General features: G+C 72.2%; 13 protein-coding genes. 1 reads left to right on the top strand and 12 read right to left on the bottom strand.

Annotation, left to right across the window (positions count from 1 at the left end; translation table 11 throughout):
- Nucleotides 1-51: 51 nt before the first annotated feature.
- The 8 genes from IIE03_RS09895 to IIE03_RS09860 all read right to left on the bottom strand — a co-directional run bounded on the left by IIE03_RS09895 (nucleotide 52) and on the right by IIE03_RS09860 (nucleotide 11,870).
- Entirely contained in the window at nucleotides 52-3,102 is a 3,051-nt protein-coding gene (locus tag IIE03_RS09895) for a 3-keto-alpha-glucoside-1,2-lyase-like domain-containing protein (RefSeq protein WP_192862590.1), read from the bottom strand.
- A gap of 89 nt (nucleotides 3,103-3,191) precedes the next feature.
- Nucleotides 3,192-5,669, bottom strand: coding sequence for an NAD-dependent DNA ligase LigA (gene ligA / locus IIE03_RS09890; RefSeq protein WP_192862589.1), 2,478 nt, complete (start codon nucleotides 5,667-5,669; stop codon nucleotides 3,192-3,194).
- 75 nt (nucleotides 5,670-5,744) lie between these two features.
- Nucleotides 5,745-7,256 (bottom strand): flavin-containing monooxygenase, encoded by a 1,512-nt coding sequence (locus IIE03_RS26705; RefSeq protein ID WP_192862588.1) that lies wholly within the window; start codon nucleotides 7,254-7,256, stop codon nucleotides 5,745-5,747.
- 145 nt (nucleotides 7,257-7,401) lie between these two features.
- The gene (locus tag IIE03_RS09880) at nucleotides 7,402-8,658 is read right to left on the bottom strand and encodes a cytochrome P450 (protein ID WP_192862587.1); all 1,257 of its coding nucleotides are present in this window, start codon (nucleotides 8,656-8,658) and stop codon (nucleotides 7,402-7,404) included.
- Nucleotides 8,659-8,680: 22 nt separating this feature from the next.
- A complete protein-coding gene (locus IIE03_RS09875; RefSeq protein ID WP_192862586.1) occupies nucleotides 8,681-9,265 on the bottom strand; it encodes a GTP-binding protein in 585 nt (194 codons plus the stop codon).
- A 19-nt stretch (nucleotides 9,266-9,284) separates the two neighbouring features.
- Nucleotides 9,285-9,641, bottom strand: a complete 357-nt coding sequence (locus IIE03_RS09870; RefSeq protein WP_192862585.1) for a DUF742 domain-containing protein — start codon at nucleotides 9,639-9,641, stop codon at nucleotides 9,285-9,287.
- Between the two features lie 28 nt (nucleotides 9,642-9,669).
- Nucleotides 9,670-10,083: a roadblock/LC7 domain-containing protein gene (locus tag IIE03_RS09865; RefSeq protein ID WP_225997541.1), complete on the bottom strand. Its 414-nt coding sequence runs from the start codon at nucleotides 10,081-10,083 to the stop codon at nucleotides 9,670-9,672.
- On the bottom strand, nucleotides 10,080-11,870 hold the full coding sequence (locus IIE03_RS09860) for an ATP-binding protein (RefSeq protein WP_192862584.1): 1,791 nt from the start codon (nucleotides 11,868-11,870) through the stop codon (nucleotides 10,080-10,082). The genes IIE03_RS09865 and IIE03_RS09860 overlap by 4 nt, the downstream gene beginning before the upstream one ends.
- 245 nt (nucleotides 11,871-12,115) lie before the next feature.
- Between IIE03_RS09860 and IIE03_RS09855 the strand changes: the two genes are divergently transcribed.
- A complete protein-coding gene (locus IIE03_RS09855; protein WP_192862583.1) occupies nucleotides 12,116-14,290 on the top strand; it encodes a prolyl oligopeptidase family serine peptidase in 2,175 nt (724 codons plus the stop codon).
- Here IIE03_RS09855 and mnmA read toward each other — a convergent pair.
- From mnmA to IIE03_RS09835, 4 genes are all read right to left on the bottom strand, one after another.
- Nucleotides 14,268-15,392 carry a tRNA 2-thiouridine(34) synthase MnmA gene (gene mnmA / locus IIE03_RS09850; protein WP_192862582.1) on the bottom strand — a complete coding sequence of 375 codons (1,125 nt, stop codon included), beginning with the start codon at nucleotides 15,390-15,392 and terminating at the stop codon, nucleotides 14,268-14,270. The genes IIE03_RS09855 and mnmA overlap by 23 nt on opposite strands.
- Nucleotides 15,389-16,669, bottom strand: a complete 1,281-nt coding sequence (locus IIE03_RS09845) for a cysteine desulfurase family protein (RefSeq protein ID WP_192862581.1) — start codon at nucleotides 16,667-16,669, stop codon at nucleotides 15,389-15,391. The genes mnmA and IIE03_RS09845 overlap by 4 nt, the downstream gene beginning before the upstream one ends.
- 101 nt (nucleotides 16,670-16,770) lie before the next feature.
- Nucleotides 16,771-18,903, bottom strand: coding sequence for a PhoX family protein (locus IIE03_RS09840; RefSeq protein WP_192862580.1), 2,133 nt, complete (start codon nucleotides 18,901-18,903; stop codon nucleotides 16,771-16,773).
- Nucleotides 18,904-18,992: 89 nt separating this feature from the next.
- The gene (locus IIE03_RS09835; protein ID WP_192862579.1) at nucleotides 18,993-20,186 is read right to left on the bottom strand and encodes a HesA/MoeB/ThiF family protein; all 1,194 of its coding nucleotides are present in this window, start codon (nucleotides 20,184-20,186) and stop codon (nucleotides 18,993-18,995) included.
- Nucleotides 20,187-20,224: the final 38 nt, after the last annotated feature.

Below are 20,224 nucleotides of genomic sequence, written 5' to 3'. Positions count from 1 at the left end.
CCGGGACGTGACCGTCCCGGGCGTCGCCACCACCGCGTCGGGCGCCGGGTGTCAGCCGGCGTCCGACAGATCCTTCACCCGCACGTCCCGGTAGTAGATCGTCTCCCCGCCCCCGTGGTTCTGGAGGCCGATGTATCCCCGGGAGAGGTCGCGCGCCGGGTCGGTGCTGACGAAGTCGTTCACCAGCACCCCGTTGAGGAACACCTTGATGGTGTCGCCCACCACGCGGATCTCGTAGGAGTTCCACGACCCCGGCGGGTTCAGCGCCCGCTCGACGGCAGCCGGGTCGGCGCCCTGGAAGGTGTAGATCGACCCGGTCGTGCGGTCGGGCTCGTCACTGGCGTCGATCTGGATCTCGTAGCCCTCGTTCACCGCGACCCACGGATCGTTCCCCGGGTCGGGGAAGCCGACGAAGACGCCGCCGTTGTCGTCCTTGAGCAGCTTCCAGTCGAGCTTGAGGCTGTACTGCCCCAGCTCCTCGCCGGTGTGCCAGAGCAGGCCCATGCCACCCGTGCTGCGGATCGAGCAGTCGCTCTGCCGGCCGAACGACCCGGCGCCCGCCAGGCGCCACTCGTCGAACGACGCGAGGGTGCCGTCGAACAGGGCCTCGTACCCCCGCTCGTACCGTTCCGGACGACAGAGGTCCGTGTGACGGCCGATGGTGAGGGCGTCCAGGTTGACGTTGCCGTCGTCCTCCTCGTCGTAGCGCAGTGTGATGGTGTTGACGCCCTTCTTCAGCCGCAGATCCCGCGTCGCCGTCGCCCACGTCTTCCAGTCACCGGTCGACTCCAGCGCCCAGGGCTCGACCTCTTCGCCGTTGACCAGCACCGAGACCGTCTTGGTGCCTTCGAAGGGGTTGGGCCCGTTCGAGTACCGCAGGTTCACCGGCCACGTGCCCCGGTGCCGGACGCTCGTGGTGAAGGTCGCCGATGCGCCCACCTGCCCGAACCCGTCCACGAACCCGGAGCCCGAGTAGCCGGAGTGCTCGGTGTCGACGTTCGCCGAACCCCGCAGCGTCGCCTCCTCCGCCTCGTGGTAGCCGCGCTCGGCGGGTGACCGGTACCCGGGGATCGCGTTGAGCGTGTACCACGCCTCGGTGTTCCACAGCTCCCGGCCCTCGACGTCCGTGAACGGGCGCGGGCTGCGCAGGTGCACCACGCGACCCGGCTCGAGCCCGTCGACGGTGAGCATCACCGTCGTGCGGTCCCGGGACACCCGGGCGCGGTCGACGAACAGCGGACGCTCGTCGATCTTCGGCCCGCCGTAGGCAGGGGTGGGCACGTACCGCCAGTGGTCCATGCGGTAGGCGGCGTTCGGGTCCTCGGCGATCGCGGCGACCGTCTCCTCCGACAGCGGCTGCGTGTACTCGATCCGGAAGCCCTTCCTCGTGACCCGCATCTCCGTCATGTCGAAGGCGTGCTCGCCGTTCGGCGTGAGCTTCTGCAGGCCGTACCGCAGCTTGCCCTCCTCGCTCCAGTTGCCGGCCTCACCGATGCCGCCGACGTACAGCGCCCCGTCGGGCCCGACGACGGTCCGGTTGACGCCGGCCTCCAGTCCGGCGGAGTGCCGGAACACCGCGCCCTGGTACTCGCCGTCGACCTCTTCGAGGAAGCCGCGCTGCAGGCCGCCGTAGGTGACGTCGCCGAACACGAGCTGGCCCGCGTACGGCCCGTCCTCGAGCAGCACCGGCGAACTCGGGGAGTTGCCGATCTCGTTCTGCGGCACCCACAGGGCCGGGGCGCTCACCGGCTCGTCGTCGAACGGACCCGCCGGGTTGGTGAAGTGGTTGAAGAACTTGCCCTCCTCGACGTGCACGAGCTTGGAGCTGGGCAGCCACCCGCCCTGGTTGTCCATCACGAACAGCTCGCCGTCCGGGCCCTCGACCATGCCGTTGGGCGTGCGCAGGCCGCCGGCCACGTACTCGACCTCGCCGGTCTCCCGGTCGACCCGGATCGCGGTGCCGCGGTTCTCCGCGGGCTGCGGGTCGGTGGTCGCGCCGCCGTTGTTGATCGCGACGGACAGGTTGACGTAGAAGTACTCCTCGTCGTGCAGCAGGCCGAAGGCGAACTCGTGGAAGTTGCCGCCGAACGGCCACTCCGCCACCGTGCGGTGCTCGTCGAAGAAGCCGTCGCCGTCCGGGTCGGTCAGCTCCGTCAGGGCGTCGCGCTCGGAGACGTAGATCGAGTCCCCGATCACCGCGACACCCATCGGGTTGAACAGGTCCGTGGCGACCTTCTCGACCTCCACCTGCTCCCGCGAGGTCTCCCCGGTCACGTTGTCCAGCAGGAAGATCTCGCCCGGCTCCGGGTCCTCGACCCAGCCGGCCGGGCTGACCGAGCCGGACGTGACCACGACGAGGCGGTCGTCGTCGGTCCAGTCGAGGGCCGAGACCATGGGCTCGAAGCCCTCCGGGCGCAGGTCGGTGAGCGTGTAGCCCGGGTGGACCGAGTCCAGGCGCATGCCGTCGCCCGCCGTGTCGTCCTGGCCCTCGCAGTACTTGGTGCCCGGCGCTGTCACCCGCACCACGCCCGCCTCGGTGCTGAGGGCCGACGACGGCACGACCTCGTACTCCGCGGCCCCAGACGGGCGCCACTCCAACCGGAGGACGTTGTCCCCCGTGTTCTCGAAGTACTCCACCCGCAGGTCGTGGTAACCGGCGGTGAGGGCGGCCGAGCCCTCCACGGACTCGGCCCCGTGCAGGCCGTCGTTGTCGACGACAACGCTGTCGTCGATCACGAGGCGCGAGCCGTCGTCGCTGGTGAGCCGGAAGTCGTAGGTGCCGTCGGACGGCACCGACAGGTTGGCCAGGGCGTGCGCGATGAAGCGGTCGCCCATGCCGAAGTCCGCGTCCGTCGAGTAGTCGATGGTCGGCTTGAGCTGGTCGACGTTCGGCGTCTGGCCGGAGCGCAGCGTGCACAGCTCGCTGATGTCCCGTGCCATGTCGTAGGTCCTCAGGGTGACGCCCGGTTCCTGCGGCGGCAGATCGTCTGCCGCCGCCGCGGCGACGGGGACGGCCCCCGTCAGCACGGCGCCTGTGGTGGCTGCGGCAGCCGCCAGCGCGACTACCTGTCTCGTACGGGTCGTGGGTCCTCGCGAGCGCATGCGCCCTCCTCGGTCGGCTTTGACCTTTCGGACCCGAATCTAGGGGGACTTCTGCCGACCGTCAAGCAGAAGATTGCAGATCATCGACATTACTCGGAGGACAGCGCCGCCGGGCCTCCCTCCAGGAGCGCCTTGAAGCCGTCCTCGTCGAGGATGGGCAAACCGAGTTCCTCGGCCTTCGCCGCCTTCGATCCGGCCTTTTCCCCCACGACGACGTAGTCGGTCTTCTTCGAGACCGATCCGGCAGACTTGCCGCCGGCGGCGATGACCGCCTCCTTCGCGCCGTCGCGCGTGAAGTCGACCAGGGACCCGGTCACCACGACGGTCAGGCCGGCCAGCGGGCCTTCCGGCTCGGCGCCCTCGGCCGCCTTCGCGGCCATCGCCTCCGGCCCCGGGTGATCCGGCGTGGCGAACCGCACCCCGGCCGCCTGCCACGCCTCGACGATCTGTACGTGCCACGGGACCTCGAACCAGGCGAGCACCTCGTCGGCGATGACCGGGCCGACGCCGTCGACGGCGGCGAGATCCTCCCGCGAGGCCGCTCGGATGTGGTCCAGCGAGCCGAACCAGTCGGCCAGCGCGCGGGCGGCGACCGGCCCGACGTGCCGGATGTTGAGCGAGACGAGCTGCCGCCACAGCTCCTTGGTCCTGGCCCGCTCCAGCTCGTCGAGCAGCTTGGTGGCCTGCACGGACGGCTCCACGAGCTCGTGGTCCTTGCGGATGCCCGCGCGGCGTCGCTCGGCCGGGTCCATGTCCTCCGTCCCCGGCGGGTAGACCTTCGACGTCTTCTGGAACGGCTTGCGCACCCGGGCCACGCCGTCGTCGTCCACCTTGGGCTCGCCGGTCTCGGCGTCACGGACGACGACCTCGATCGGGACGAGATCCTCCAGCGTGAGGGAGAACAGCCCGGCCTCGGTGCGCAGCGGCGGCGTGGCGGGGACCCGCGGCTGGGTGAGCGCCGCGGCCGTCACCTCGCCCAGCGCCTCGATGTCGAGGCCGCCGCGGGAGCCGATGTGCTCGACGCGCCCCCGCACCTGCGCGGGGCAGGACTCGGCGTTGGGGCAGCGCAGGTCGACGTCGCCCTCCTTCATCGGGCGCAGCGCCGTGCCGCACTCGGGACACTCGGCGGGCATGACGAAGTCCTCGCGGGGGTAGCCGTCGTCGGCGAGGGCCGCGACGGGGCCGAGGATCTCGGGGATGACGTCGCCCGCCTTGCGCAGCACGACCACGTCACCGATGCGGACTCCCTTGGCGCGCACCACGTCCTGGTTGTGCAGGGTGGCCTGGCGGACGGTGGAGCCCGCGACCGTGACCGGTTCCATCACCGCGTACGGCGTGGCGCGGCCGGTGCGCCCGACGCCGATCTGGATCGCGAGCAGGCGGGTGTTGACCTCCTCGGGGGGGTACTTGTAGGCGATCGCCCAGCGCGGCGCGCGGCTGGTGGCGCCGAGGCTGCGCTGCTGCTCGCGGCTGTCCACCTTGACGACGATGCCGTCCAGTTCGTGCTCGATGTCGTGCCGGTGCTCGGCGAAGTACTCGATCATCTCGAGCGCACCGGCCAGCCCGTCCACCACCCGGTTGTGCGGGGACACCGGGATGCCCCACCGCTCGAAGAGCCCGTAGGCGTCCGACTGCCTGGCGAGCTCCGCGTGCTCCCCCGAGGTCCACTGCAACGCGCCGACGCCGTGGGCGTACATGCGCAGCCCCTCCAGGCGGGCGAGTCCTGCCTCCAGGTTGAGCCCGTCCTTCTGGTCCAGGAGCTGCCGCAGCCCGCCGGCCGCGGCGTTGCGCGGGTTCGCGAACTGCGGGAACCGGCGCAGCGCGGCGAGGCGGGCCCGTTCCTCGTCGAACGGCCTGCCCCCGCCGTGGCCCGCCGCGCGTTCCCGGCTCTCCTCCACGACCCGTTCGCGGAACTGCTCCTGCAGCTCGTTGAGCCGGGCGAACGTGGCCACGGGGATGAAGACCTCGCCGCGCACCTCGACGAGATCGGGGTGCCCGTCGCCCTCGAGCCGTCGCGGTATGCCGGCGACGCGCAGGACGTTGCGCGTGACGTCCTCGCCCTCGCGGCCGTCCCCGCGCGTCACGCCGCGGACGAGCCGGCCCTTCTCGTAGACGAGGGAGATGGCGAGCCCGTCGATCTTGACCTCGCACAGGTAGCCCGGCGCCTCGTCCTCGGCCATGCCGAGGTCGCGATGCACCCTGGCCGCCCATTCCGCCAGCTCGTCGGTGCTGAACACGTTGTCCAGCGACAGCATCCGCTCGATGTGCCGGACGGTGGCGAAGCCCGCGGCGGCCGCACCCCCGACGGTCTGCGTGGGCGACTCGGGAGTGACCAGCGAGGGGAACCGCGCCTCCAGTTCCGTCAGCTCGCGCATCCAGCCGTCGTACTCGGCGTCCGACACCTCCGGGGCGTCACGGGCGAAGTACGCCTCGCGGGCCGCCTCGATGCGCTGGGCGAGCTCCGCCCACCGTCGCCGGGCGGCGATCTGGTCGTCGGCCGCGTCGGCGGTGTCGGTCGGCGCGTCCTCGAGGACGACTGACTGGGGTTTGATGTTGCGCTCGGTCACGGGTCCATCATGGCCCGCCTGTCTGACATCGACGACGCGAGCGGCGCCGCCCCCCCCGCTGCCCTCGCCGACCACTCAGGCGTCGACGACCACCACGTGGTTCGCGATCTTCTCCTTGAGCCGCGGGAGGAGAGGCGCGTAGTCACCGGGGTCCAGGGGCAGCAGCCACTGCTTGATCTTCGTGCCGCGCGAGACGTCGATGCCGATGTCCGAGAGCGTCTCGTCGATGTTGTGCATGGAGAACGGGATGACGTTGGTGCCGCGCGCGTGCTTGCCCTTGGTGCGCTCCTTCATCCACCGCACGCGCTCGGCGACCGCCGCGCGCCGCTCCTCGAGCGGCGGCAGCTCGATGACCCCGGCCAGGTACGCGCCGATCCACAGCGCGCCCACCTCCGCCGACAGCGGGCTGAAGAGCGACGAGTTGTACCCGGCGAAGGTCAGGTTGGGCACGTCGTGCGGGAGGATCTGGTGCCAGAACTCGAAGTTGCCGTCCTCGTCCTGGAGGCGCTTCGAGATGGAGTCGTCCAGGAACGGGATCCGCTGGTGGAAGCCGGTGCCGCAGACGACGACGTCGGCCCGCACGGTCGCGCCGTCGGTGAGCTCGGCGACCGGCTGCCCGTCGTCGCCGACCACGAACCGCGCGATCTCGGCGTCGCGGTGGACCGTGATCGTCCCGGCGGCGATCTGCTCGTAGAACCCGTCGGTCGACAGGGAGATGGTGCTGCTGGCGATGTCGGAGAACTCGCCGTGCGGCACCAGGCCGAGCTTCTTCAGCCCCAGCTGGGCCGTCACGAACGCACCCAGCGAGTCGATCATCCCCTGCCGGACCGGGTTGCCGGCGCCGTGCAGGAACCGCTCCATGCCGGTCTCCTGCGTCTGGTAGCGGAACAGGTTCTCGCCCAGCCGGTTGAGCAGGAGGTACTTCATGTTCAGGACGTTGCCGATCTTCTTCGGCATCTTCCACAGCAGGTGCCGGGCGACGACGGTGGTGCTGGCGGCGACCTCGCCGATCTCGGCGGCGACGTCGCACGCGGACTTGCCGTAGCCGACGACGACGACGTGCTTGCCGCGCACCGACCCGACGTCGTTCAGCTGGCTGGACGCGATGAGCCGCCCGCCCGCGCGCACCAGGTCGGGGTAGCCCTCGTAGCGGGGCAGGACCGGGTCGGAGAAGATGCCGTTGGCGACGACGAGGTGGTCGAAGCGCTCGGGGGCGCGCAGCGGCGCCCCGGACGGGCGTGCGGTCACCAGCCAGCCGTCCTGCTCAGGGGTCGGCTCGGCGCGCACCACCTCGGTGGACAGACGCAGCGTGGGCTTGAGGCCGAACGTGCGCACGTACTGCTCGAGGTAGGCCTGGACCTGCGTCCCCGTCGGCCACTCCGGGTACTCCTTGGGCATCGGCAGATCGGAGAACGCGTAGGAGTCACGGTTGTTCTGCGTGCGCAGACCCGTGTAGCGGCGCGTCACGCTCCACACGCCGCCGACGTCGGGCGCCTTCTCGTAGATCGTGACCTCGTGCCCGAGCTCCTTGAGCACCTTCGCGGTGGCGAGCCCCGCGAAACCGGCTCCGACGACGGCAATCCTCACTGTTTCCCCTGCTCCTTCGGCCGGAAATTATCTTCCTTGCGACAATCCGGTCGAATGGTAGCGCCATGACCCCGCAGAGGAACAGGGGGTTTGCGAGAAATGTTCACCTCGCGCGGGTGAAAAATCTCGAGCCGGACCGCGCCGCTCACCAGCGGCTGGCCTGGAGCGGCTCGATGAACCGGACGGGCAGGGCGGTCGGGTACCGCGTCCAGAGGGAGCGCACCATCCGGATGTCCTCCGGGGCCACGTCGAGGCGCATCTGCGGGATCCGGTGCACCACCGCCGAGATCGCCGTGCGCCCGATGATGGAGGCCACCCGCTGCGCCGGGCAGCTGTGCGGCCCCACGCCCCAGGTCAGGTGGTACCGGCCGCCGGCGTCGGACAGCGGGTCGTCGATCGCCAGGGCCGGGTCCGCGTTCGCGGAGGCGATCGCGGGGATCAGGGCGTCCCCGGCCGCCACCAGGCGCCCCCCGAGCTCGCAGTCCTGACGCGCGAAGCGGGGCAGGACGTTGACCACCGGCGGGCGGATCCGCGACGCCTCGTCCACGGCACCCGTCACGTCGAGCCGCCCGCCGTACAGCCGCGCGGCGAAGCGGTCGTCGGTCAGCAGCATGTGCAGCGCGCCGGCCACCCAGGCGGTCTCGGCGTCGTGGGCGATGACGAACATCTCGGCGAGCGTGGTCATGACCTCGACGTCGTTGTCCATCGCGGAGTGCTCGAACATCGCCGTGGTCAGGTCCTCGCCGGGCTCGAGCCGGTGGGCGGCCACGTGCTCCATCATGATCTGCATGATCTCCTCGGACGCGGCCACCGCCGCGTCCGAGGCCGCGTAGATGTCGCGGGTCAGCACGCTCATCCGCTGCGCGTCGGAGTGGCTCAGGCCCAGCAGCTCGGCGAGCACGTGCACGCACAGCGGCACGGTGAAGTCCTGGATCAGGTCGGCCTCGCCCCGCCCGGCCAGGCCGTCCAGGATCGCGTCGCACGCCACCTCCACGGACACGCGCAGGCGCGTCTCGTCGATCGTCGTGAAGGCGTCGTCGATCGGCGCCCGCAGCCGGCGGTGCCGTGGCCCGTCCACGTAGTAGGCGTTCTCCCGCGGCGCCATGACGGCGAGCAGGCCGGCCGGGAGCGCGCGCCGCCGCACGTAGGTCCAGTTGCGCGGGTCGCGCGAGAACATGATCTCGCTGCGCAGCATCGAGGCCGCTTCCTCGTAGCCCAGCACGAGCCAGGCCGGCACGCCGGGGACGATGTCCACGGGCGCGAGGGGACCCCACTTCTCGCGCAGGCGCTCGTAGTCGGTGTACGGGTCCAGCACGTCGCGCTCGCCGAGCAGTACCGGCCGGTAGGGCACGTTCTCCAGCCTGGTCCGGTCGGGGCCCACGTTCAGCCTCCTGGGTTGCATGTGCGGCTCCCGGCCGCCCGCGTCACGCGGGCGCCTTCTGGAAGGCTGGGAAGGTCAGGGCATGCTCGACCAGCTGGATCAGCGCCTGCGCCGACGACGTCCGGTTGCGCGCGTCGCACCGCACGATCGGTGTCGTCGGCAGCAGGTCGAGCGCGGCGCGGATGCGCTCCACCGGATACTGCGGCGAGTCGGGGAACTGGTTGATCACCACGGCGAACGGCATCTTGGTGCGCAGCTCGAGCTGGTCCAGGACCTCGAACGAGGCCTCGATGCTCCGGGTGTCCACCATGACCAGCGCGCCCACGGCGCCGTCGGCCAGCCCTGCCCACAGGTCCCAGAAGCGCCGCTGCCCGGGCGTGCCGAACATGTACAGCGCGATCTCCTGCGAGATCGTGAGCCGCCCGAAGTCCAGGGCGACCGTCGTCGTCTGCTTCTCGGGCAGGCCGGGGTCGACGCCGACGGCCGCCGTCGTGATCTGCTCCTCGGTGCGGAGGGGCTCGATCTCGCTCACGGAGCCGATCAGGGTCGTCTTGCCCACCCCGAACGCGCCCACCACGAGCACCTTCACCGAACGCGCCACCGACGGCGCGAGATGCTGACCTGGCATCGCCGATCCGGATGCCGATTCAGATGTTGCGGAGTCCATCGAGCACCTTCTCCAGGATGTCCCTCCCGGGCAGGACGTGCGCCTGGTGGTTGGAACGGATCGTGAGGTGGCCGGAGTCGACCAGGTCGGAGACCAGCACCGCGACCAGGCTGACCGGGAGGGCCAGATAGGCGGCGACCTCGGCGAGCGCGAGCGTCCCCCGGCAGAGGCGCACCAGGTCGCGCTGCTGGCGGGTCGCGGTCGTCGGTGCCGGCCGGCCGTCGACCGCGACCAGCAGCGTCTCCGGGCGCAGGGTGTTGCGGGTCGGGTGCGCGCGCCCGGACGTCAGGACATACGAACGGACCGGATGGTCCCGATACTCGTCCCCCTGTGACATATAGAGCTACCGCCTCTCCTCGACGAGGTCAGTTCTCCCTGGCCTCGGTACCCAGGGTGCGTTCCCCGATCATGAGCACCTGCGCCTGCATCTGCTGCGCGACGAGGGCCGGGTCGATGTTCGACTCGGTGACCACCGCGAGCCGCGAGCCGTCACCGGCACCGCGGACGAACAGGAAGCCGCCCTCGAACTCCACCACGATCTGGCGGATGGAGTCGCTGGTACCGAACTCCCTGCTCATACCGATTCCGAGCGCCGCCAATCCGGCGCATGCGGCCGAGACCTTGTCCGCGACGTCCAGCGGAGTGTGGTCGGTCCGCACCTTCATCAGGCCGTCCGACGTGAGCACCACGACGTGGCGTACCCCGCGCACGCCACTGATGAGCTCGAGCATCCAGCTGTTCTCGTCGGCCTGTGTCATGCCTTCGGCCTGCGTGGTCATCGGTCCTCCGAAGTCGCGCCGGCGTCCGCCGACGGATCGCTGCTGTCAGTTGCGTTCCCAGGGGTCTGCTCCACGCTGAAGAAGGCGCCCATCCACTGGCCGGCCTCCTCCGCCGTCTGCTGCCGGGCGGGCTTGCTCTGCCTGCCGTTGGACTCCCCGGATCCTGCGGGATCGATGGCTTCGGCCTCCTCGCGACGTGAGCGCCGCTGCGGCAAGGCAATCGGCTCTGGGAACTCGTCGTCGTCCGCGCCGGTACGGGCCGGACGGGTCTCTGCCGGTGCGTCCGGCGATGTCGTGGTCGTCGTGTCGGGCCCCTCCTGAGGCTCGGGGCCGCGCCGCGGCCGGTCGGTGACGGTCGTCGACGAGAAGGTCGACCGAGTGGACCATGGTTCGTCGCTCAGCGTGGGCTCCTTCTCGTCGGCCTCGTCGTCCGCGGCGGGCGCCGCCTCGGGCGTGGCGGTGACGGCCGGAACGGCCCCGGAGAAGGGCGTGGCGGGCTCGGTGCGCCCGCCCGCCGCGGGCGCCTCCGTGCGCGGCGTGGGCAGGTCCGCCGGGGCCGAGACGTCGGCGATCGCGGTCGCCGCCGACGCCGTCCCGCGGGTGGGCAGGCTCGGTCCGGTCGGCACCGACGGGACGCGCACGGCCTCCCCGCCACCGGTGTTGCCGAGGCTGGAGGGAGCCACGGGCTCCGTCAGCTCGCCCGGGATCATCACGATCGCGCGCAGGCCGCCGTAGACGGACTCGGTGATGTCGACGCGGAACCCGTGCCGCCGCGCGTAGGTGCCGACGACGGCGAGGCCGGTCTGCGGGATCTCGCCCAGGTCGGTGATGCTGACCTGCTTCTTGCCCGAGGCGATGTCGCGCGCCTGGTCGAGCTGCTTGGCGTCCAGCCCGACGCCGCAGTCGTCGATCTCGATGACCGCGCCCCGCTGGACCTGGCGCAGGGCGACGAGCACCTGCGTGGTGGGCGGGGAGGACTGCGTGGCGTTCGCCAGGAGCTCGGCCACGAGGTGGATGAGCGGCTCGACGATCCGCGCGGAGACGGCGACACCGGGGTCGCCCGAGACCTCGACGCGATGGAAGGCCGTGATGCGCCCGGCCGCGCCCTGCACGACGTCCGGCAGCGCGAGGGGCTCGTTCCACTGCTGGCCCGGCCACTCGCCGCAGAGCGCGGCGAGGCTCTGGGCCTGCCGCGCCTGCTGCGCCGCGGCGTGGTCGACGCGCATCGACGTCTGCAGGATGTCCGGGTCGGTGGGGTGGCGCTGCACCATGCGCGACGCCTCCTCCTGGATGCGATGCGCGGAGGCCTGCACCTTGCGCCCCAGGGAGACGACGGCGACCTGGACGGCGTCACGCCGGGCCACGCGCTCCTCCTGGACCTGGGTCAGCGCGATCCCGGCCTCCTCGAGGCGCTTGAGCGACTGGTCGTCGTCGATCCGGGGCAGCGGCGGCACCGGGTCGTTGGCGAGGAAGGCGGGCAGCTGCTGCGTCACGAGTGCGTCGAGGGCCGCGCGGCGTTCCTCGGCGATCTTCTCGAACACGTGCGCCCGGTGCACGTACATCCGTCCCTCGGCGACGTCGGTACTGGCGCTGCGCTGTGCGACGATCGCGGCGATCACCGCGAGGATGATCGCCGCGACGCCGACGATCCAGCCGAGGGTCTTGCCGCCCCACTGCGACGTGTAGAGAGCGGGTGCCACCAGGACGAAGGCGGCGACGCCGACGACGCTGACCCAGGGCGCGACCTGGCGCAGCCTGCTCGGCGGAGTAGAAGACGTCGAGCTCACAGAGCCGGTCCCCCCATGTTGGATTTCATCGTCAGAGCCACGCGGAACGGAAGGGCGTGTGCGGGCCTCTCCGCTGACGCAGCGTGATGAGGGCGAGGCCGCCCTCATCAGGGTTCGAGTTCTACCACAGGACGAAATCCGGCGGTACCCCTCAATCGTGGTGTGAACAGGAATTTTCCCCCGGAACGGCCACCTTCTGCCGCCCGGAAGCCCGGCGGTCGATGGTGAAAAGTTAGTGTTCCCTCATGGCTGCCGCACCCACCACCCCGCTCGATCCGTCCGACGACCCCTACACCTGGCTCGAGAACGTGTCCGGCGACGAGGCCCTGGCCTGGGTCCGCGAACGCAACGCGGACATGTCCAACCGGCTCGGGGGCGAGCTGTTCGACGAGATCGAGAAGCAGGTCAGGGAGGTGCTCGACGCGGAGGACAAGATCCCGCACGTGTCCCAGGTCGGCGAGCACTACTACAACTTCTGGCGTGACGCGCGGCACGTGAAGGGGGTGTGGCGGCGCACGACGCCGTCGTCGTACGCGAACGACCACCCCGAGTGGGAGACGGTCCTCGACCTGGACGCGCTGGCCGAGGAGGAGGGCGAGAGCTGGGTGTGGCACGGCGCGTCCGTGCTGCGCCCCACCCCCGAGCAGCTCGCGGCGGGTGAGCCGTGGCGGCGGGCGCTGGTGGACCTGTCCCCGGGCGGGTCGGACACGGACGTCACGCGGGAGTTCGACCTCGTCGACAAGAGGTTCGTGCCGGCCGAGGAGGGCGGGTTCGTCCGGCCGGCCGCCAAGGGGAGCCTCGGCTGGATCGACGCGGACACCGTGTACCTGTCCACGGACTTCGGCGAGGGCACGACGACGACGTCGGGCTACCCCCGGATCGCGAGGCTGTGGCGGCGCGGCACGCCGATGGCGGAGGCGGTGACCGTGTTCGAGGGGGAGGAGACGGACGTCGTGGTGTCGGCGCGGCGGTCGCGCACGCCGGGGTTCGAGCGCGATCTCGTGGTGCGGGCGCCGTCCTTCTTCACGAGCGAGACCTGGCTGGTGACGGCGGTCGGGACGCCCGAGCAGGAGCTCGTGCGGATCGACGTGCCCGACTCGGCGAACGTCGGGCTGCACCGGGAGTGGCTGCTCGTGCGACTGCGCGACGACTGGGAGACCGACGGCGGGACGTACCGCGCCGGGTCGCTGCTCGCGGCGCCGCTCGACGCGTTCCTGGCCGGGGCGCGGCAGCTCACGGTGCTGTTCGCGCCGACCGCGACGACGTCCCTGGCCGGGACGGCCTGGACGCGCCACCATCTCGTGGTCAACGTCCTCGAGGACGTCACGAACCAGCCGTTCGTGCTGACGCCGCCCGAGGTGCCGGAGGGCCCGGACGGGCCCTCCGCGGTGCTGGGCCGGCCGTGGGCACGCTCGGAGCTGCCGGTGTCGGGCGAGCTGCTGTCGGTGAGCGTGAGCTCGGTCGACGCCGTCGACTCGGACGACGTCTGGGTCACGACCACGGGCTTCCTCACCCCGCCGACGCTGGCGCGCGGCTCCGCCGCCCCGGACGCGGGCCCCGACGGCGGACCGGCCTCGCCGGCGCCGCTCAAGTCGGCCCCGGAGCGGTTCGAGGCCGGCGGCCTCGTCGCGCGGCAGCGGTTCACGACGTCCGACGACGGCACCCGGGTGCCCTACTTCCTCGTGGGCCACGCCGGCGTGCTCGACGGCGACGCCGCCGCCCCGACGCTCCTGTGGGGCTACGGCGGTTTCGAGATCGCACTGCAACCCGCCTACTCGGGGACGATCGGCCGGGCGTGGCTCGAGCGGGGCGGCGTGTACGCGGTCGCGAACATCCGGGGCGGGGGCGAGTACGGCCCGGCCTGGCACCAGGCGGCCCTGCGGGAGAAGCGGCACCGGGCCTACGAGGACTTCGTGGCCGTCGCCCGCGACCTCGTCGCCACCGGGGTCACCGAGCCCGGGCGCCTCGGGATGGAGGGCCGGTCCAACGGCGGCCTGCTCGCCGGGAACATGCTCACGCAGTACCCGGAGCTGTTCGGCGCCGTGATCGTGGGCGTGCCGCTGCTGGACATGAAGCGGTACTCCCACCTGCTGGCGGGCGCCTCCTGGAGGGCGGAGTACGGCGACCCGGACACGGACGACTGGGAGTTCCTGCGCGGGTTCTCGCCCTACCACCTGTTCTCCGGGGAGCGGGAGTACCCGCCGGTGCTGTTCACCACGTCGACCAAGGACGACCGCGTGCACCCGGGCCACGCCCGCAAGCTGGCGGCGCTCATGCTCGCGCACGGCAAGGACGTGACCTACTACGAGAACATCGAGGGCGGCCACGGCGGCGCCGCGGACAACGGCCAGGCGGCCTACATGGCGGCCACCCACTGGACGTTCCTGTGGAACCGCCTCACGCCCGCCGGGCGGCCGTGACCGTGGCCTGGCCCAGGACGCGGGTTCCCGCGTAGGCGACGACGGACTGGCCGGCCGCCACGCCGCGGAGCGGCTCGCCGGTCAGCTCGATCTCCATCGTGTCCGACGCCGGTCCCGCGGCCCGGACACGCGCCGGGACCGGAGCGCCGTGGGCGCGGACCTGGACCTCGGCGGCGAACCAGCCGTCGTCGGAGGAGAGGGCGTCGAGCACGCCGTCGAACCAGATCGCCTTCTCCCCCGCGATCCGGTTCACGCTCAGCAGCTCGGCCGGGCCCACCACCACGGTGTTGGTCGAGGTCTGCACGTCGACCACGTAGCGCGCCTTCCCGTCCGCGGCCGGGCGGCCCAGTCCGAGCCCCTTGCGCTGGCCCACCGTGTACGCGTAGGCGCCGTCGTGCTCGCCGACCACCGTGCCCGAGGTGTCGACGATCTCTCCAGGCTTCGAGCCCAGGCGCTCGCGCAGGAAACCGCGGGTGTCGCCGTCGGCCACGAAGCAGATGTCGTAGGAGTCCGGCTTCGCGGAGACCGACAGGCCGCGCTTCGCGGCCTCGGCACGGACCTCGTCCTTGGTCGCGAAGCCGCCGAGCGGGAACATCGCGCGCGCCAGGCGCTGCGGACCCATCACCGCCAGCACGTAGGACTGGTCCTTCGCCGTGTTCGGAGAGCGGTGCAGCTCGCGGGCGACCTCGCCCGCGCCGTCGTCGGACACCTCGATCCGGGCGTAGTGTCCCGTCGCGACGGCGTCGAAGCCGAGGGCGGTCGCCTTGTCGAGCAGCGCCTCGAACTTGATGTGCTCGTTGCAGCGCACGCACGGGTTGGGCGTGCGGCCCGCCTCGTACTCCGACAGGAAGTCGGCCACCACCGTCTCCTCGAACGTCTCGGACAGGTCCCACACGTAGTACGGGATGCCGAGCACGTCGGCGGCGCGGCGGGCGTCCCCGGCGTCCTCGATGGAGCAGCATCCGCGCGAGCCGGTGCGGAACCGGTCGCGGTTGCGCGACAGGGCCATGTGCACGCCGACGACGTCGTGCCCCGCCTCCACCGCGAGCGCCGCGGCGACGGCGGAGTCGACCCCGCCGGACATCGCTGCCAGTACCTTCACGATCGGCCACCTCCGACGAGTCCGGCGGCGCGTGCGCGTTCGACGACCTGCGGCAGGGCGGCGACGAGGCGTGCGACGTCGTCCCGGGTGGAGGTGGTGCCGAGGGAGAATCGCAGGGCTCCGCGCGCGGCGGTCTCGGGGACACCCATGGCGAGCAGGACGTGCGAGGGCTGGGGGACGCCGGCCTGGCAGGCGGATCCGGTGGAGGCCTGGACGCCGGCGGAGTCGAGCAGGTAGAGGAGCGAGTCGCCCTCGGCGCCGGGGAAGGCGAAGTGGGCGTTGCCGGGCAGGCGACCGCCGGGGTCGGCCTGCGGGTCGGGGCCGCAGAGGATGGCGTCGGGGACGGCGTCGCGCACGTGGGCGACGAGTTCGTCGCGGAGGGCGGCGATGCGCGCGGCGTGGGCCTCGCGGCCGGCGACGGCGTCGCGCACGGCGACGGCGAACGCCGCGACGGCGGGGACGTCGAGGGTGCCGGAACGGACGCCGCGCTCCTGGCCGCCGCCGTGCAGGACGGCGTCGAGCGGGAGGTCCCGGCGTGCCAGCAGGGCGCCGACGCCGGCGGGACCGCCGAGCTTGTGGCCGCTGACGGTCATGGCGTCGGCCCCGGACGCGGCGAAGTCGACGGGCAGCTGGCCGACGGCCTGGACGGCGTCGGCGTGGACGGGGATGTCGTGGTGCCGGGCGATCCGGACGACGTCCTGGACGGGCTGGACGGTGCCGACCTCGTTGTTGGCCCACATGACGGAGACGAGCGCGGTCTCGGCGTGGTGCTCGGCGAGTTCGGCGCGCAGGGCGTCGAGGTCGAGGCGGCCCTCGGCGTCGACGGGGAGGAGGATCACCTGGGCGCCGGCATGCCCGGCCAGCCAGAAGGCGGGGTCGAGCACGGCGTGGTGCTCGACGGCGGACACGAGGATGCGGGTGCGGCGCTTGTCCTCGGCGCGGCGGCCCCAGAACATGCCCTTGATCGCGAGGTTGTCGGCCTCGGTGCCGCTCGCGGTGAAGATCACCTCGCTGGGGCGCGCCCCGAGCGCGGCCGCGACGGTCTCGCGGGACTCCTCGACGGTGCGCCGGGCGGCGCGGCCTGCCGAGTGCAGGGACGAGGCGTTGCCGGTGTGGCGCGCGTGCTCGACGAACGCCGCCAGCGCGGCCGAGGTCATCGGCGTGGTGGCGGCGTGGTCGAGGTAGGCGCCGGTGTCCGGCGGCGGCTCGGAGCCGTCGATCGCGAACTCGGCGCCGGGCCCGGCGGCGGGCTCGGTCAGGGAGGCGGTCACGTCCATCAAGTCTACGAACCGACGGAGGGTGCTTTTACTTCCCACCCGTGCGGGGAGCGGGCCGGGCGGCCCGCTCCCCGCACGGTGTCACGGCACGACCGGCGGCGTCACCACCAGCGGCGGCCGCCGTGCTTCTTGTACACCTGGACCGTCGACGGGCGCGGACCGCGCCACGAGCCCACGGGCCCGCGCTCGCCCTCGTCCAGGTAGTCCGGGAAGTAGGACGTCGGCTCCGCGAACGAGCCGTCGTCGCCCGGGTGCTGGACGTTGACGTAGACCATCTTGTCGCGCACGTCGACGAGCGGGCCGCACGCCTCGCCCGAGCGCGGCACCGAGAGGAACTGTTCCACGTTGCCGCGCTCGCGGCCGGTGAGCGTGACCCGGAAGATCCCGTCGCACTTCTGGATCGCGGAGGGCTGGCCGTCCGTGGAGATCCAGAGGTTGCCGTCGGTGTCGAACGCCACGTTGTCGGGGCACGAGATCGGCGAGACCTTGTCGGCCGGGAAGCCCGAGAAGTACGTGGAGTCGTTCACGCTCGGGTCGCCCGCGACGATCAGCAGGTTCCACGCGAACCAGGTCGAGGTCTGGTCGCCCTCGACGATCTCGACGATGTGGCCGTCGCGGTTCGCGTTGCGCGGGTTCATCTCCGTCGCGGCCTCGCGGCCCGCCGAGCCGCGCTGCGAGTTGTTCGTGCAGGCCACGTACACGTTGCCGGTGAACGGGTTCGGCTCGACGTCCTCGGGGCGGTCCATCTTGGTGGCACCGACGCGGTCGGCGGCGATGCGCGTCCAGATGAGGACCTCCTCGACGGACATGCCGTCCACGGCCGACTCGCCGTCGACCACGAGGGGCAGCCACTCGCCGGTGCCGTCGAACGCTCCGTCGGACGGCACGCTGCCGGAGCCGTCGATCTCGCCGGCCGGGGAGTCGCCCTGGAACTTCGCGACGTAGAGGTCGCCCTCGCTCAGGAGCGTCTTGTTGTAGGCGCGCGTCCGGCGGTCGTCGCCGTCGCGCATGCGGTTCTTCGAGACGAACTTGTACACGTACTCGAACCGCTCGTCGTCGCCCATGTAGACCACGACCCGCTTGTCCGGGGCGATGATGACGTTCGCGCCCTCGTGCTTGAACCGGCCCAGGGCGGTGTGCTTGACGGGCGCCGCGGTCGGGTCGTAGGGGTCGAGCTCCACGACCCAGCCGAAGCGGTTCTTCTCGTTCTCGTAGCCGGCGTTCCTCGTGTCGAAGCGCGGGTCGTCGAGCTCCCAGCCGTACCGGGTGGAGCCCGTCTCGATGCCGTAGCGGGCGTCGCGCTCGTCCTCGCCGCTCGTGATGAGGTACCCGTGCCAGTTCTCCTCGCCGGAGAGCACGGTGCCCCACGGCGTCGTGCCGCCGGCGCAGTTGTTCAGCGTGCCGCGCACCTTCGTCCCGGTCGGGTCCTCGACGGTCCTCATCGCGTCGGTCCCGGCCGCCGGGCCGTCGATCGTGAACTCGGTGTCCATGTGGATGCGGCGGTTCTTCGGGGCGACCCGCAGGTAGTCCCACGGCCCGCCCTCGCGCCGGCGCACGACCTCGACCACGGACATGCCGTGCGCAGCCCGCTCGATCGCACGCTTGGTGGCGTCGTCGTACGAGTCGTCGAACATGATGTCGCGGTTGGTGTACTCGTGGTTCGCCACGAGGAGGCCGCGGCGGCCGCGGCGCGTCTCGACCATGGAGCGCAGGTGGCGCGGGTTCGAGGGCAGGATGTCGAGGTAGTCGCAGTTGTAGCCGAACTGGCGGGCCTGCTGCGCGGGCGACTGCCGGGTCACGTCGAAGGCGTGGCCGCCGGGCAGGATCGGGTCGCCCCAGCGGATGATGGTCGACCACTCGTAGCCCTCCGGCACGACGACGTCGTCGACGGTCCAGTCCTGGGTCTCGATGGGGCCGAACGACAGGCCCTTGCCGCGTCCGTACCCGTGGCCCTTGCCGGCGAGCGTGCTCGCCGCGGCCGGCTCGGCGCCGATGGCCTCGGCGCCGATCACGACCGCGCCCGCCGCGACGGCCATGCCGCCGAGCATGACGCGGCGCGACAGGGCCTTGGAGGCGACGTCGCGGAAGTACTCGTTGGCACTCGGGTTGGGCGCCGGGTGCGCGCACTGGTCGGCGCACTTCCAGTAGCAGGTGGCGGCGGCGCGCTTGCCGCGCGCGTAGTGGGGAGTGGTCGCGACGGGCAGCAGCGGGCGCGACTCGGGGGCGATCGTCATCGTGGTGACTCCGGTCTACCGGGGAGGGGGGTCGGTCGTCGCCGACGCTAGGAGCGGGCCGTGACCTCACTTCGTCCGGGTGTGAACGGTCAGGTGAACAGGAGGTGACCTGCGGGCGTGACATCGCTCCAGCCCAGGTCGGCGAGCAGCGCGGCCGCGCCGCGGGATCGCAGGCCTCGTTCGCACACGACGACGACCGGCGCGTCGGGCGGGTGGTCCGCGAGCGCCGGGGGCAGGTCGCCGGCCGCGAGGGCTTCCAGCTCGGCGCGGACGGCAGGGGTTCCGGCGGGAAGGCGCGCGGGCAGGCGCCCGACGTCGACCACGAGCGCGCCGTCGGGCAGGCGCACGGCAAGGTCCCCGTCGGTACCGGCACCGCCATCGGTGGCGTCACTCCGGGGGACGACGACGGTCCGCGGGTCGCGTCGCGGGATGTCGGAGCCCGGGCGGCCGGAATCATCGACGCCGACGGGCCGGGCCGCGCGAGTCCCGTGACCGTCGCCGGACGCCGGGGGTGGCCCCGGACTGGTGAGCGGGATGGTGTCCCAGGCCGAGGTGCGCGCGTCGTAGACGAGGATGCGCCCGAGGGCGACGTCGCCCGTGCCGGTGAGGAGCTTGACCGCCTCGACCGCCATGGCCGAGCCGACGGCGCCGCACGCCGGGCCGAGCACGCCGACGGTCTCGCAGGACTCGCCCTCGGGCGGCTGCGGCCCGAACACGTCCGGGTAGGTGAGGGCGCGCCCGTCCGGGGCGGCGGACCACCACACCGCGACCTGGCCGTCCCAGCCCAGCACGGTCCCCCACACGACGGGCATGCCGAGCGCGGCGGCGGCGGCGGACACGGTGTACCGGGTGGCGAACGTGTCGGAGCCGTCCACGACCAGGTCGTAGCCGGCCAGCAGCTCGCGGGCGTTCGCGGCGTCGAGGCGGAGCCGGTGCTCGGCGAGCTTCAGGCCCGGGCCGCGCAGGGCGCGCAGGGTGTCGGTGGCGGAGGTGGTCTTGGGCCGGCCGGCGTCGTCCACCCCGTGCAGGACCTGCCGCTGCAGGTTCGACGGCGCGACGACGTCGTCGTCCACGATCCCGAGCGTGCCCACGCCGGCGGCGGCCAGGTACTGCAGCACGGGCGATCCGAGTCCGCCGGCGCCGATCACGACGACCCGCGCCCCGGCGAGCCGCGCCTGCGCCTCGGGTCCGAACCCGTCCAGCAGCAGGTGCCGGGCGGCACGGCGGCGCTCGCCGGGCGGCAGCGGCTCCCGGACGGGCACCAGCGGGGGCAGGGACGTCATGGCTCCATTCTGCGTGCTCCACGCCGGCGACCGTGATC

This window comes from Myceligenerans pegani (assembly GCF_014892515.1).
In the GTDB taxonomy this organism is placed as follows: Bacteria; Actinomycetota; Actinomycetes; order Actinomycetales; family Cellulomonadaceae; genus Myceligenerans; species Myceligenerans pegani.
The sequence above is the reverse complement of the archived record's forward strand: the minus strand, read 5'-3'. Positions and strand labels throughout refer to the sequence as shown.

Bases quoted from the DNA above. Each gene is read 5' to 3' on its own strand.
- IIE03_RS09870 (WP_192862585.1), bottom strand. From the start codon at position 9,641: ATGTCACAGGGGGACGAGTATCGGGACCATCCGGTCCGTTCGTATGTC.
- IIE03_RS09875 (WP_192862586.1), bottom strand. From the start codon at position 9,265: ATGCCAGGTCAGCATCTCGCGCCGTCGGTGGCGCGTTCGGTGAAGGTG.
- IIE03_RS09845 (WP_192862581.1), bottom strand. From the start codon at position 16,669: ATGGACGTGACCGCCTCCCTGACCGAGCCCGCCGCCGGGCCCGGCGCC.
- IIE03_RS09835 (WP_192862579.1), bottom strand. From the start codon at position 20,186: ATGACGTCCCTGCCCCCGCTGGTGCCCGTCCGGGAGCCGCTGCCGCCC.
- IIE03_RS09840 (WP_192862580.1), bottom strand. From the start codon at position 18,903: ATGACGATCGCCCCCGAGTCGCGCCCGCTGCTGCCCGTCGCGACCACT.
- IIE03_RS09895 (WP_192862590.1), bottom strand. From the start codon at position 3,102: ATGCGCTCGCGAGGACCCACGACCCGTACGAGACAGGTAGTCGCGCTG.
- IIE03_RS09855 (WP_192862583.1), top strand. From the start codon at position 12,116: ATGGCTGCCGCACCCACCACCCCGCTCGATCCGTCCGACGACCCCTAC.
- IIE03_RS09865 (WP_225997541.1), bottom strand. From the start codon at position 10,083: ATGACCACGCAGGCCGAAGGCATGACACAGGCCGACGAGAACAGCTGG.
- IIE03_RS09880 (WP_192862587.1), bottom strand. From the start codon at position 8,658: ATGCAACCCAGGAGGCTGAACGTGGGCCCCGACCGGACCAGGCTGGAG.